This is a genomic window from Calothrix sp. PCC 7507, from assembly GCF_000316575.1.
Taxonomy (GTDB): Bacteria; Cyanobacteriota; Cyanobacteriia; order Cyanobacteriales; family Nostocaceae; genus Fortiea.
Genome location: NC_019682.1, coordinates 1602645 through 1617068 on the forward strand (window position 1 = coordinate 1602645; position 14424 = coordinate 1617068).

At 40.6% G+C, this 14424-nt stretch carries 13 protein-coding genes; 4 read left to right on the forward strand and 9 right to left on the reverse strand.

Translation table 11 applies throughout. The annotated features are described in order from the left end of the window. Positions 1-18: 18 nt before the first annotated feature. The gene (gene rfbC, locus CAL7507_RS07100) at positions 19-573 is read right to left on the reverse strand and encodes a dTDP-4-dehydrorhamnose 3,5-epimerase (RefSeq protein WP_015127767.1); all 555 of its coding nucleotides are present in this window, start codon (positions 571-573) and stop codon (positions 19-21) included. A gap of 176 nt (positions 574-749) precedes the next feature. Beyond that, positions 750-1613, reverse strand: coding sequence for a hypothetical protein (locus CAL7507_RS07105; protein WP_015127768.1), 864 nt, complete (start codon positions 1611-1613; stop codon positions 750-752). Between the two features lie 105 nt (positions 1614-1718). Here CAL7507_RS07105 and CAL7507_RS07110 point away from each other — a divergent pair, with 105 nt between their 5' ends. Continuing rightward, the gene (locus CAL7507_RS07110) at positions 1719-1952 is read left to right on the forward strand and encodes a hypothetical protein (RefSeq protein WP_042341227.1); all 234 of its coding nucleotides are present in this window, start codon (positions 1719-1721) and stop codon (positions 1950-1952) included. 327 nt (positions 1953-2279) lie between these two features. Here the strand turns inward: CAL7507_RS07110 and CAL7507_RS07120 are convergent, their stop codons facing one another. From CAL7507_RS07120 to CAL7507_RS07150, 7 genes are all read right to left on the reverse strand, one after another. After that, on the reverse strand, positions 2280-3125 hold the full coding sequence (locus CAL7507_RS07120) for a hypothetical protein (protein ID WP_015127769.1): 846 nt from the start codon (positions 3123-3125) through the stop codon (positions 2280-2282). Positions 3126-3250: 125 nt separating this feature from the next. Beyond that, positions 3251-4279, reverse strand: coding sequence for an NAD(P)-dependent oxidoreductase (locus CAL7507_RS07125; RefSeq protein WP_015127770.1), 1029 nt, complete (start codon positions 4277-4279; stop codon positions 3251-3253). Positions 4280-4864: 585 nt separating this feature from the next. After that, entirely contained in the window at positions 4865-6079 is a 1215-nt protein-coding gene (lhgO, locus tag CAL7507_RS07130; protein ID WP_015127771.1) for an L-2-hydroxyglutarate oxidase, read from the reverse strand. Positions 6080-6132: 53 nt separating this feature from the next. Beyond that, the gene (gene rfbF / locus CAL7507_RS07135; protein ID WP_015127772.1) at positions 6133-6906 is read right to left on the reverse strand and encodes a glucose-1-phosphate cytidylyltransferase; all 774 of its coding nucleotides are present in this window, start codon (positions 6904-6906) and stop codon (positions 6133-6135) included. 599 nt (positions 6907-7505) lie between these two features. Beyond that, positions 7506-9686: a tetratricopeptide repeat protein gene (locus CAL7507_RS07140; RefSeq protein WP_015127773.1), complete on the reverse strand. Its 2181-nt coding sequence runs from the start codon at positions 9684-9686 to the stop codon at positions 7506-7508. A 57-nt stretch (positions 9687-9743) separates the two neighbouring features. Beyond that, a complete protein-coding gene (locus tag CAL7507_RS07145) occupies positions 9744-10526 on the reverse strand; it encodes a PP2C family serine/threonine-protein phosphatase (RefSeq protein WP_015127774.1) in 783 nt (260 codons plus the stop codon). A 51-nt stretch (positions 10527-10577) separates the two neighbouring features. After that, positions 10578-11252, reverse strand: a complete 675-nt coding sequence (locus CAL7507_RS07150) for a VWA domain-containing protein (protein ID WP_015127775.1) — start codon at positions 11250-11252, stop codon at positions 10578-10580. A gap of 726 nt (positions 11253-11978) precedes the next feature. Here CAL7507_RS07150 and CAL7507_RS07155 point away from each other — a divergent pair. The 3 genes from CAL7507_RS07155 (at position 11979) to CAL7507_RS07165 (ending at position 14385) form a co-directional block, all read left to right on the forward strand. Beyond that, positions 11979-13382, forward strand: a complete 1404-nt coding sequence (locus tag CAL7507_RS07155; RefSeq protein ID WP_015127776.1) for a response regulator — start codon at positions 11979-11981, stop codon at positions 13380-13382. 153 nt (positions 13383-13535) lie between these two features. After that, positions 13536-13898, forward strand: a complete 363-nt coding sequence (locus CAL7507_RS07160) for a response regulator transcription factor (RefSeq protein WP_042341944.1) — start codon at positions 13536-13538, stop codon at positions 13896-13898. A gap of 19 nt (positions 13899-13917) precedes the next feature. Next, positions 13918-14385: a DUF29 domain-containing protein gene (locus tag CAL7507_RS07165; protein ID WP_015127778.1), complete on the forward strand. Its 468-nt coding sequence runs from the start codon at positions 13918-13920 to the stop codon at positions 14383-14385. Positions 14386-14424: the final 39 nt, after the last annotated feature.

Here is a 14424-nt window from a genome sequence, read left to right on the forward strand (position 1 = left end):
AGTTAAGGGTAATTTTATTCATTTAGTTTCACCTCCCACAGTCATCATTGACAGTAAAGGCCAATTTAAATCTTTCTCAGAAATTACTGTGACTTCTAATGGCCAATCAATTTTAAAAAATGGGTCATCATAACGTAGACCCCTCTCATAACCTGGGGTGTAAAATTCACCTACCTGATATACAACTTCAGTTTCATCTGTTAGCGCTTGGTAGCCGTGGGCAAACATTTCCGGCACATACAAAGCGCGGCGGTTTTCTGGAGTTAGTTCGACACCAATATGTGACAAAAAGGTAGGAGATTCAGGACGCATATCAATAATTACGTCATAGATAGCGCCTTTAGTACAGCGAATTAATTTCGTTTCGGCGGCTGGGGGAGTTTGATAGTGCATTCCCCTGAGAGTGCCTTTTTTATAGTTGAAAGACAGATTACATTGCGCTACCGTGGGCTTTAATCCGTGGTTGGCAAATTCTTGAGCGCAAAAGGAACGGGCAAAAAAACCACGATTGTCTGGTTTTTCTTCTAAGTCAATAATAAATGCGTCTTTGAGTTCAGTTTTGGTGAAAATCATCGATAACCTCAAGATAAATGTTTAAGGAAAAACTTAATATCCTCTAGAATTAAGCGACCGACTGCCTCTAGCTCTGGCAAATTTTGCCGATGTTTTAAAAGTGCTAATCAATAACTCAACTCAGAGTTCAATATTGCTATTTTAGCTTTAAGTGTGTTCAACATAACATGATTATCTTATTTTATTGAAATTGGTGACTTGCCCACCTGCACGTTTGCAGAGTCTCTGTTTACATTTGGTTTGGGATAAGTATCATCCCAAAAATGTGTACAAAGTTTTGGTTGTTTTGGGGGATTAGCTGTGTAGGCAAAAAACAGTGTTGACCGTTCTTCAGTCCGCAGCGTTCCATGATGTAACAGTCTTCTCGTATCAGATAAAATAACTGTACCAGCTTTACCTGGGCATGATTTCCACGCTGATTTGGGAACAATTTGATTTAGCTTTTCATCGTTCATTCCTGCTGATTTATGAATTTGGCGACGAATGCGATAATAATTAGGTTGATATACGGAAGTATAAGATAGTGGCACATATTCAAAAGGCCCATGTTTTGCTTCCACATCACTTAAATAGACGATGATTTTGATAACTTGGCGGTCTTCTACATCCCTATGCCATAAAAGTGTCGCGAACTGATCTTCGTTGGCAAAGTCTTTGCGTAAGTGTACACCATGATAAGCAACGGGAAAACTGAGGTAATTTTCGATAATGTTAATTAGTCTTTCTTCTTTTCCCCAGTTATAAAATGATGGTAACTCAGTAACTGTGTAAATTTCTGGGGGATTTTGGGCGGAACTGCTGTAGTTATTTGTGCCCATGCTTGGTAATAAACTGTAAGCAGCATTTAGCAGTTGTGGGGTGGAATCTAAACCTAATTGGTCGAGGTTGGTGATATAAATGCCGTCACGTTTAAGAGCGTCAACAATGATGCGATCGCCTGCTACCAACGCCGGCAATTTTTTTGCATGTTCACGACGTGCTAGTCTGTAATTTAACTCTGATCTGAGGGAACCTATTTTCTCTTGAATAACAGCTAGCATGATCCAAATACCTTATTAATTAGATACTTTTTTTGTGAGTGATTTATTAGCTATTTTTTAGCAGTCTGAATTTCTTTAGTTGATATCTCTGGAGATGATGCTAATTTGAACTCCTTCGCTGATCAGCTAACTAAAACCAAAAAGGAAACTGCTGTCTTGATGGCAGCTAAAGGCCATCTTCGTCAAAGCACCCAAGAAAACTTTCAAGCTAACTTCTTGAAAATTCTGCCAAAGCATTGCCATCAGCATCACCGATTACCGATTATTGTAGAAGGATGGACTGCTTCGCTAGTGATTTTGTTCCGTCCAGAAAAATTGATCACTTTTCCTGTTGTTTGAGTTTACTGATGATAAAAGCAACAGTTATATTCTGGATTGGATCGTCATGACTAATAGTCCAGATATATTTGCTAGTAGCAAAATTTAGGCAGTAAATAATATTTTTCATTACACCTAAATTTTCAGCATGTTTATGAGATTTAAATATTAAATTACCGAGGATTAATCGCCATTTATATGATGACATCCTGAATTCTGTCTATTGAACAATTATCAAACACTAAAATTTCACCATCAGATTCAAAACCTTTGATAGCTTAAAATTGTTTATCCAGCTACCCCCTGCGCCCTGCCTTATCCCAACAATAATTATTTACGCTGGCTGACTTATTTATTAGTCCCTGAGAGTTCAATTTCTCTGTTTAAAATAGGTCTGGGATAAGCATCACTCCAAAAATGAGCGCAAAGTTCTGGCTGTTTGGGGGGGTTGGCAGTGTAGGTAAAAAACAGCGCTGATCGTTCTTCATTACGCAGGGTACCATGATGTAACAGTCTTCTCGTATCAACAAAAATGACTGTACCAGCTTTACCTGGACAAGATTGCCAAGCTGATTTAGGGACGATTTTACTGAGCATTTCATCTGTCATTCCGGCTGAGTTATAAAGCTGGCGGTAAATACGGTAATGATTAAGTTGATATATAGAAGTATAAGATAGAGGGACATATTCAAAGGGCCCATGTTTGGCTTCGACATCATTTAAATAGACGATGATTTTCACCATTCGTCGGTCTTCTATATCTCTATGCCATAGCAGTGTCTCGAACTGATGTTTGTTAGCAAAGTCTTTGCGTAACTGTACACCATGATAGGCAACAGGAAGACTGATATAATTTTCGATAATGTTGAACAGTCTTTGTTCATTTGCCCAGTTTTGAAATGAGGGTAAATCTGTAACTATATAAATTTTTGGGGGATTTTTAGTAGAATTGCGGTCATTAGTTTTACCCATGCTTGGTAACAAACTATAAGCATCATTCAGAATTTCTGAAGTGGAGGCTAAACCTAATTCTGCTAGGTTGGTGATGTGAATGCCATCACGTTTAAGCGAGTCAACAATTAGGCGATCGCCTGCTGTTAGTGCAGGTAATTGTTTGGCATGTTTTCTGCGGGCTATTCTATAATTTAACTCTGATCTGAGGGAAGCTATTTTTTGTGGAACAATGGTTAGCATAATCCGAATACCTCATTAATTCGCTGCTTTGGCATAGAGAATTAGTAGTTTTGTTGTCTGCATGGAAAAATTGTAGATGCATTGCACTATATTTAGGTTTTGGTGGGCAGTGCCCACCCTAGTTGCTATTTTTTATTCCAAAAGAAATCTTGATCGATTTGCTGTGTACGAATCAGATATTCTAGCTGCTTCAAACGAGTGAAGCCTCTAAACAAGAAAGTATCTTCAGTCATATCAATTTGACTGAATAAGTTAAATAGTTGCTGGGCACCTAGTTGAGCGTTCCAATCACACTTAAAACCTGGTAATACTGTGTTAATTTTCTCGAAGGATACCCGGTAGCTACGATTATCTGCACCGCTATCTCCAAAAGATAGTTGACAACCGACAAAAACCTCAGCAATAATTTCCGCAATTTCTTTAACTCGATAGTTATTTGCTGTATCTCCCACATTAAAGATTTGTTTGTGGACAATGTCACGGGGAGCTTCAATTGTACAGGCGATCGCTTTGCATATATCTAGTGCATGGACTAATGGCCGCCAAGGTGTGCCATCACTAGTCATTTTGATTTCTTTGGTAGTCCACGCCAACCCTGACAAGTTGTTTAAAACAATGTCAAACCGCATCCTGGGTGAAGCACCAAAGGCAGTAGCATTCCGCATAAAGGTAGGAGAGAAATTATCGTCAGCAAGTGGCATGACATCTCGTTCTACCAGAGTTTTACATTCTGCGTAAGCTGTTTGGGGATTCACAGGTGATTCTTCTGTGACATCACCTTCGGTAGCAACGCCGTAGACACTGCACGAAGACATATAAACAAAGCGACGTACACCCGCTTCTTTAGCCAGTTTGGCCAAGCGAACTGAACCGTGATGATTGATGTCGTAGGTGATGTTGGGTGATAGTTGTCCGGTGGGGTCGTTGGAGAGTTCAGCCATGTGAACTACTGCTTCGATATCTTGCAAATCTTTAGCAGTGATGTTGCGGATATCTTTGTTGAGAGTTTTGGCTGTCACCTCAGTACCGTTATACAGCCAACCAACTTTATAGAACCCAGTATCTACGCCAATAACTTCGTGTCCGCGTTCGATTAATAGAGGAGGTAATAACGAACCAAGATAACCTTCTGTTCCAGTTACTAGTATTTTCATTGTTGTCAAAGCCTCTGTTGATTTTAGTTAAATGCCATGATTTTGAGGAATTACCCTGGCTGTTACACCAACTACTGTTGAGTCAGGATGAATGTTTCTATTGACAACTGCCTCCTGTGGAAATTTTCACCTTATTTCCGATTGCAATGCTACGATTAATGTCAAATTTTACACTAGTTCTAGCATCAATAAAACTGTCAAATTGAAAAAAACATGTGTTCAAAGTAGCTTTTGTTATCGCACCCTAGATGTAATAATAAGTACCTTTCTTAAAGACGTATAAGCACACCAAATTTTGGTACTACAAAATTTTTCCCACGTCAGTTTATACCCAGAATATTCATAAGTAACTCAGCGTCAATAATTGTCGCTGGGATAAGGCAATAGGCAACTTGTACTGAGCGGAGCCGAAGTATAGGCAATAGGCAATCTTGCTATAGTTAGAAGGGTTTGAGCCTTGTTTACTTTTCTTCACGCAGTTCACTTTTAGGTTACTGAGCTTGTCGTTGGCGTAGCCTCTCGTAGAGAAGTAGAGAAGTATTGTGCCGACTTACTTAGCTTTGCTCATAATCACAAGCAAGGATGCTATGAATTCACTACAGAGTATATATCTGAATGTTGAGAAATTTGTGCCAAAATGGCTTTACCAATTTCTAGGGAAGAGGTGGCAGCTGGAGAAGGAGCATTGCAAACATGGACAGAGTTTTGACCTTGAACAATCAAAAAGTCATCTACTAGCTTACCGTCATTCATTAAGGCTTGAGCGCGAACCCCTGCATGGGTAGGAACTAAATCTTGAGATTGGACTTCTGGAATTAGTTTTTGTAAGCTGCTTGTGAAGGCGGCTTTACTAAAGGAGCGAATAATTTCTTGAATTCCTTCATCAGCATGTTTTGCTGCTAATTTCCAGAACCCAGGGTAGGTCATCACTTCAGTAAAATCTCTGAGGTCAAAGTCAGTTTTTTTATAACCTTCACGTTTGAGACTGAGAACTGCATTCGGCCCGGCGTGAACGCTACCATCGATCATCCGTGTAAAGTGGACACCCAGGAAGGGAAAATCTGGGTTGGGGACGGGGTAGATTAAAGTCTTGACTAGATAGCGTTTCTCTGGGGTGAGTTCGTAATATTCTCCTCGGAAGGGAACAATTTTTGCCTGGGGTTCGACTTGTCCTAATTTCGCAATGCGATCGCTGTGTAATCCAGCACAATTAATTACAAAGCGAGTCTCAAAGCTACCTTGATTGGTTTCCAGTACTTGATTCTTGCCTGCACAGAGGATTTTTTCAACTTTGGTATTGAGACGTAAATCTCCTCCCTGCTGTTGAATTAACTCAGCATATTTCTCACAAACTTGCTTGTAATTAACAATGCCTGTAGAAAATACTTTAATTCCCGCTACACACTTAACATGTGGTTCAATTTCTTTAACTGCTTCAGGACTAATTTTTTGCACCTCAATACCATTCTCTACGCCTCGCTGATAAAGGTTTTCGAGGCGCGGTATTTCTGATTCTTCAGTTGCGACTATTACCTTACCGCAAACATCATGATCGATACCATGTTCTTGGCAGAACTCTACCATTGAACGACTACCATCACGACAAAATTTAGCCTTAAAACTCCCTGGCTTGTAGTAAATTCCCGAGTGAATTACACCGCTATTATTACCAGTTTGATGAAAAGCCCATTTGCTTTCTTTTTCTAAAACTAAAATGCGTGCATGAGGATAGCGTTTACCTAAAGCTAGTGCTGTAGAAAGTCCAACGATTCCACCACCGATAATTGCAAAATCATACATTGGTATTATTGCACCATGAACGTGAATTAATTTTCATACAAAGAATTTTTTACCTACCATACCTTCCAAGGAGCCTGATTTTCCTTCCATAGGTCTTCCAGGTAGTTTTTATCTCGTAACGTATCCATTGGTTGCCAAAAACCATTATGTTTAAAAGCTGATAACTGTTCCATATCAGCGAGCTTTTCTAATGGCTCTTTCTCCCAAACAGTAGAGCTATCAGTAATTAAATCAATCACTTCCGGCTCTAGGACAAAATAACCGCCATTAATCCAAGCGCCGTCACCGTCTGGCTTTTCTCGGAAGTTAGCAATTTTAGTTTGCTCTTGTCCTAAAGAAATTGCCCCAAAGCGTCCGGCTGGTTGGACTGCAGTTAATGTACCTAAAGTCTTTTGTGCTTGATGAAATTTAATTAGCTCCGTAATATTGACATTGCTCACACCATCACCATAGGTGAAGCAAAATGTGTCATTACCAATATGCTCTCTGACTAACTTTAAGCGTCCCCCTGTCATTGTATTATCACCTGTATTTACTAAGGTGACACGCCAAGGTTCAGCATAACCAGAATGCACGTTCATCTGGTTAAATCGCATATCGAAGGTGACATCTGACATGTGTAAGAAGTAGTTTGCAAAATACTCCTTAATGATGTATCCTTTATATCCACAACAAATAATGAATTCATTAATTCCGTGGGCAGAATAAATCTTCATTATGTGCCACAGAATTGGTTTACCACCAATTTCTACCATCGGCTTGGGTTTGATACTAGTTTCTTCACTGAGACGAGTACCAAGACCTCCAGCCAAAATCACTGCTTTCATGTAATTACCTCAAGGATTTGCAGCTAAATTAATATTTATTTTACTTTCTTGTGATGAAGCGGTTACATGTGGAATTGAGAAAAATAGAATTAACTTTTCGTCTATTTTCCACGTAAATAATCTAACGAGATTTTGACAGTTATATGTAAAGAATAGGTAAATATAAATCTTTTCTATGTGAAAGCTTTATGAATATCTGCGGAAATTACAGATGGACGAATGACTAATGACAATTGACGGTTAACTGAGATATTGCAACAGTTTCAATAATGCATTTTTTTGTAGGGTGGGCAGTGCCCACCTTGATCTGAAACACTGATGTTTTCGTTGGTGGGCAATACCCACCCTACGGTTATTGACAATGCTGCAAGATATTAGTTAACACTCAACCATCAACTATTCATTTTTACGGTTAGAGAGACGCGATAAATCGCTGTCTCTACAGGGAATTATTCGTCAATTATTTTTTAACAAACTACTAAACCTCTTGCAAAAGTACTCTTTGCGCTCTCTTCTGTGTGAGACACAAAAAAATACTTATGCAAGAGGTCTATTTTTGACGGCCATCGGTCAAAACTTAACCGTCAACCGCCAACCATTCAGTTAGCTTTTGGGGCTGAATCCAAAATACCTGTACTTTGGAATAAAGTGTCACATTTATTTTCGATGATGACGCAGATACTGCTGAGTGATTGTTGGTAATTATCCATATCTTCTTGCTCAAGGGAAATTTTGGCAGATGCTTGCAAATCTTCGATCGCTCTCATGCGGTTAGCCTCAGATTCTCTACCACCATATTGTGCTAGTTCATAGCGGACTATACCGCGCTTGAGGTAAGCTTTTGCTAGCTTGGCGTTGATACTTAAGGCGTGATTAAAGTCAGCGATCGCTTGCTTGTATTCGCGGGTATAGTCGCTGCTATATTGGGCAATTTGAGAATAGACCACACCTCGCTGAAAGTAAGCTTCGGCTTTGGAAGCATTGAGCTTAATTGCTTGGGTAAAATCCTCAATTGCTCGGCGATAATCTTTTTGAGAGTCGCCGCTATATTTAGCAATTTGGGAACGCACAACCCCCCGACGGACATAAGCTTCTATCTCTTTATTGTCGAGGCGTAGGGCATTATTAAAATCGCTGATCGCCTGATTATATTCCTTATCAGGGTCGTTGCTAAAATCAGCTAGCACATAACGGACATTGCCCCGATTCACAAAAGCTTTGACTTCTTGGGGATTGATCTGCAGAGCTTCAGTGTAGTCTGTCAGCGCTCCTTCATAGTCTTTTAAATTGTAACGAGCATTACCTCGATTAACATGGGCTTTAGCATGATGGGGTTCTTGGGCGATCGCTTGACTAAAGTTGTCAATTGCTCGTTCATAATCTCGGACTTTATAAGCAGCATGACCTTGCTTATAGTAATCTGCAAAGTTGAGATTTTTAGGATTATTGGTCTGCGGAGACATTAACGTTTGTTGCGTGTAGGCATTTTGACCAACAAACGGACGGGTAAATTTCACCATCACATCTAAATACCCCAACAAACCAAAACCCAATAAGCATAAAGCCACAGGGTAATATTTCCGCTTTTTGGCGGAAGGATGGGTATTTTGGTGAAATATTGGCTGCCAATGATTAGCCGATTGTAAGGTATTGACTGGATATGGTAGGCGCGGAGTCTGCTGAGTATAGCGTCTTTTGACCGGAACTCGGGGTTTGAGATGTTCTCTAGCTGCGATCGCCTGGGTTGATGGAAATGGATCGCGTCCCCCTAAGCGCACGCTACGTTCACACCAGGGACAGATGTCTAGATGATTGTTGTAGTGGTGCTGGGGATTGACGCTGCAGGTAATTAAGTCTTCTTCGGCTTCTGCAATGGCTGAGAGCCAACTTTGAGCGCTAGGACGTAGCTGGGGATTGTAGTGACCATCTTCAAAACAACAGACAAACAGTTGTTGTAAGCTGGGGTGGAGGATTTCCCAAGCGGGTGCAATGGGAGTTGGCAGGTAGGGTACTTGTCGCTTTTTACTATAGGTGAAATGACCTGCTGAAATCCGTGCTTCGTAGGCGGGTGGTTCACCAGCACCTTGAAAAATGCCAGAAAAAGGATGAGTCCCTTCCATTAATAGTTGAAAGATCAGTACAGATAACCCAAATAAGTCATGGGAAATTTCGCGATCGTACTGAGCAAAAATTTTATTTTGTAGCTCTGGTGGGGTAAACTCTGGTTTGCCGACTGGGCAACGGTAAACAACATCGCTGTCTGGATCGTTTACCTGAAATGAGTCTGTGTCTACCAATGTCACCAATGCTGTGTCACTGACCAAAATATTGGATTCATTGACATCGCCGATGCAGTAGCCGCTGGCGTGCAAAGCCGCAAAAGCTGCTGCTAAGTTGCGTGCAGTGCGGAGCAGGTACTGATAATTGAACAAAGGACAATGTTCTCGGCGGGTTCTGGGGTTATAAAAATCGATGATGGGACGCATTCCCCGAATTCGCGGCATCAAAAAGCCGATGATGCGATCGCTACCATCTCCAGTCAATAACAGATCCTGCGGCCAAGCAATCGAAATATGTCCCAAATTCGCCGTAGGATTTTCTGGGGGATTGGCAAGCATTGCCTGCAGTTTATGAGCATGGGCAACAGTTGCTTTGTGATAAACCTTTGCCACTAAATCGCCATCAGATGGCACCGCATAGATACAAGCTTCACCACCACGTCCTAGACTGACGCTGAGGTTGAGAATTTCTTGCTTGGGAAGACAACGTAGTACCTGCATGATAGAGTCACGGTTAACGGGGATTGTTTAAAATGCTGAACTAGCCAAAAGCATTGTTCATTGTTGGTTAAATGCAGCTATTATGAGCGTCAAATCATCATCAGTACGTTGCGTAATCCGATCAGAGCGTAAAAACCTCACCAAATGCTCTTTTGCCACTGTCTTATCCTCAGTCTTGGCAACAAAGTCAAATAGAGGAAAAAAGAATGGTTTGTGAGGTTCACTGACGACCATATTTAAAGCCAGCATTTGTAGTCCATCGGTAAGCACACCTACATTGACTATGGCTTCACGCCACAATCTCATTTGCGCTGTTTCTAATGCACCAGGCGAAGTCAAAAAAGTGGTTTCATTGATATATTCACCGTTATCAGGCATGGTTAATGCCAGTAAATTTCCTGTACTATCTTTCGCCACTGCCAAACCATCACCAATCTGGGCTACAGCCACAAATTCCGGTGTAGCCACCATCACAATTAAGGTAGTTGCCAAATCTTGAGGCTGTTTGTTGCAAGCAACAGCTTCATCCTCTACCGCTTTTCTAGCGGCTAAAACTGCCTCAGTCAATAAAGATTGCACAGTAGCGTCATCCGCTAGGGCATCTCGCGTGACTTCTTTAATAGAAATATTGGCGATCGCTGTTTCCACAGCCACCATAGCTCCGACTTTCCCCTGACTAGCAGAACCAGCACCATCAGCAGCCGCTGCCACCAATATATCATCTGACAATATCTGCCAGTGGTGAGCATCCTGACACAGCTGCTTATTTTTTAAGTGGCTCGTACCACATACGGATGCGGCTAATACACGCCATTGAGGGATCTGCTTTGATATGTTCATAGATTTTCTTGCAACAGCTAGCTGTGTGAGTATAACAAGCTGCGATTTTGATTAAACAGACCCCCAGCCAATCGGCGGTAGTGCCACCTGTTCGTCTACCTGTGAGTGAGAAACAGCCGACATACTAGCTGACAGCCAGACAAACATCTCGATAAAGTTTAGCCCTTTTAGTTTCAAAGGAGTCCGCACAGCTATTTGAGTCAAGCGGTTCATATTCGCATTTTCTACCCCTACTGTAAAAAATGCTACACGCTTATTCGTTTCATCTCCTTGGAGACGCTGCGATGCTTGTTCTACAACCTGCTCTAGCTCACCTTGTGGTTCGCCATCAGTAATCATAAATACCCAAGGGCGATAGTAAGCAATGCCATTAGTCCGATATTGCGACTTGCGCTCTTGAATAATATCTAATGCTTTATGAATTCCTGCCCCCATAGTAGTTAGTCCCTGTGCTGTCAGGATTGGCGGATTAAATAGATCGGCAGTCACAAAGTCTTGTACTACATTGACATTACTGTCAAAAGTCACGATCGCTACCTCTACCCGCCTCGCCGCCAAGGAATTTTTGACTAATTCATCCTTCAAGCTCAATAAACCCTGATTTAAAGCCTCAATTGCATCTCCTTGCATCGAGCCAGATGTATCTAGCAATAGCACACAAGGACAACGCGGTTCCGGGTTCTCCGCAAACTCCACTACTTCATCAAGTCTTAATGTATCATGCATAACGTTTTGTGTTATGTTATAATCCAAAGTCTTTTTCCTTTTTCTCAAAGTATATAGTTCACAACGCCAACACAACTACAGTGCCTAGCAGCTGATAGTAAATAGTTGACTCTTTATTAAACAGATTATTCTCATCCAATTCTCTACACATTTAAGGAAATTTTAATCAGGGACTAGTTTAGTGAAAGGAAACCTAGTAGAAATTCATATTAGCTTTATCTAATACACCTACTGAGACTTATATAGAGCAAGTCTAGAATACAATGAATACGTACATTTGCGTACAGACAAAATTTAAAGATTCTGTGTAGAAAGGTTGGTTTTTATATAAAAGAAATAAATCAAAATCAGAAAAATCTTCATAGAAAGGATACTCCTGTAAACCCGCAAGCTGTAAATCGCAATTTTCTAGCAAATACGTAGGTACACTATGTCATAAAAAATGTAACAACCCTCCTATGTCATAAATTTCATAACTTGTAAGATATGTACATATTTCCCCAGAATAATTTGTGTTCAGAGAAAAATTAAAACTAATAAAAGATAAGCTAAAACGCTGATTCATTGCACAATCAACCATTTTTCTTCGTTGACCGTTAACTGTAGACTGTCATCGGTCAACAGTCTACACGACGAAATATGCAGCTTAAATGCTGATTAGCTTACCCATTCCCACTATTTCAGCTTTACCTAGATTTGGTTTGATTTCCCGGAAAACTTCAAGATATGAATATTGCTGGCACATTCACCAAGTTAAGTCCCCAGAGTTTATTAAGACAGTTATCTGGTAGCTCTGACAGTACTTGTTTAAGAACCTTGAGCAACTCAGTTTCCTGGTCGATATACTTAGAACAGGGGAAAATCACTTATGCTACCCATTCAGTCGAACCCTTTGATCGACTAGAACGTCATTTGCGTCGCCTGAGTCATCAAGTTCCCCTGCTTACCAGTGAAACTCGTGTTCAATTACGTCTGATGTTTGAGCCTGACTCACAAAGTCAGTTCCCAGAACAACACAATGACACGGGTGATCAGCCTCCCGAATATCAAGCTATTTACTGGCTGGTCAGTCAACAACACCTGCATTCTACACAAGCAGCAGTACTAATTCAGGAACTAGTTAAAGAAGTTATTGAATCATTTTTGTTAATCAATGCAGGCATTTATGAATTGAGCGATTCACTTGAGAGAGTGCCAAGAATTTGCCGGCTCGACGTAGAAAAAATCCTAGAGCGCTGCGAAACCAGATTGCAGAGTTGGCAGTCTTTAGCTCCTCAAATTTCCTCTCCCTATCAGCGTCCACACCTGCTAATTAATAGCCCACTCCACAAAAAGAACTTACCAGACCTCCAACCAAGTTTAACTAACTGGATGAAGGGTTTTAGCCTGCGTCATCTTGCTGTGATAATGAATCAAGATGAAATCCAACTGGCTCGGAATTTATCCCCTTACATCCTCAAAGGAGGGATCATACTGCATGAACCAGACCCACCCTTTGATAAATTGCCCAAGACTTTTGACGAATCATCAGCATCTCCTAACTATATAACAGAATTAGTTGAAAGGGAATTAATTGCAGCGGTAGTAAAACCAAGTAGCATTGCTGCCAGAACTTACCCTGAGATTTCTGTAGAAAATATAGCTACTGTTCAGCGATTACCACAGATTTCTGTGCCGCCAACAGATAAAGTTCAGGAATTAACAATACCAAATAACATAAATCACCTTCCTGAAAGAGTAACCACCGCTACTGTAACTGCCAAAAAAACTTACAAAATAGTTTCTGTAGATGATAGTCCCACAATTCTGAAAGAAATTAGCCGTTTTTTAGAAGATGAAAATTTTTCTGTAGTGACAATTAACGAGCCACTAAAGGCTGTAATGTCAATTATTAGGCATAAACCAGACCTGATTTTACTAGACTTAAACATGGCGGGTATTGATGGTTATGAATTATGTCGAATTGTACGGAATAATTCCATGTTTAAAAATACTCCGATTATCTTCGTCACTGGCAATAAGGGACTTGTAGACAAAGTAAAAGCAAGATTAGTAGGGGCATCTGGTTATCTCACTAAACCTTTTACTCGCGCAGAATTACTGAAGATAGTTTTTATGCATTTAGCTTAAGTAGGGTGATGTAAATAAAGCTAACTAATGGTATTTGTCAAGAGTCAAGAGTCAAGAGTCAGGGGTCAAGAGTCAAGAGTCAAAACTTATTTCCCAATCCCCAGTCAACAGTCAACAGTCAACAGTCCCCAGTACCTTTTACGGAAAATTTATATGTCTACGGTTTTAGTTGTTGAAGATACTCCGTCTCAATTGGAATTAATTAATAACTTTTTGCGAGAGAGTGGGCACACGGTAATTAAAGCTTATGATGCCAAAGATGGGTTAAATAAGGCAGTTGAGCAGCAGCCGGATGTCATTATTACCGATGTAGTTATGCCAGGACTCAGTGGTTTTGAATTCTGTCGCCAACTCAAAAAAAATCCAGCAACCGAGAAAGTACCGATTATTATTTGTAGTTCCAAAAATAAAGAAATTGACCGGATTTGGGGGATGAAACAAGGTGCAGATGTTTATTTAACCAAGCCTTTTACTAGGCAAGAATTATTACGCGCTTTGCGATCTGTTGTTGATTAATTGGAGTTAAACGGTAAAAATGGCTAACACTCTCTACGATCGCGATCTTCAATTGTGGATTGAGCAAACCATAAGTCAATTAAGAAACGGCGAATTTGCATCATTGGATATTGAGCATTTGATTGAGGAACTAACGGATTTGGGTAGATCAGAAAAGAACGCTTTGAAAAGCAATCTGATTATCTTGTTAGCGCATCTACTCAAGTTAAGGATTCAACATGATGTGCCCGATATGATGAGGGGTAGCTGGTATAGTTCAGTGCTGGAACATCGACAGCGAGTTCTCAACAATTTGGCTGATACTCCTTCTCTCAAAAGTTTTCTAGTAGAAGCAGTGGAAAAAGCTTATCCAGATGGTCGAAAGCTAGCGATTAAGGAGGGTAAACTGGCTAAGTTTGGCGTTCCTATCCCAGAAGATAGTGAGTATCCCGCTACTTGTCCGTTTACGATCGCACAGCTTCTTGATGAGGATTTCTACGGGACTTGACCATTTGCTATTATTTGTCCTGGCGATCGCGTTCATCAT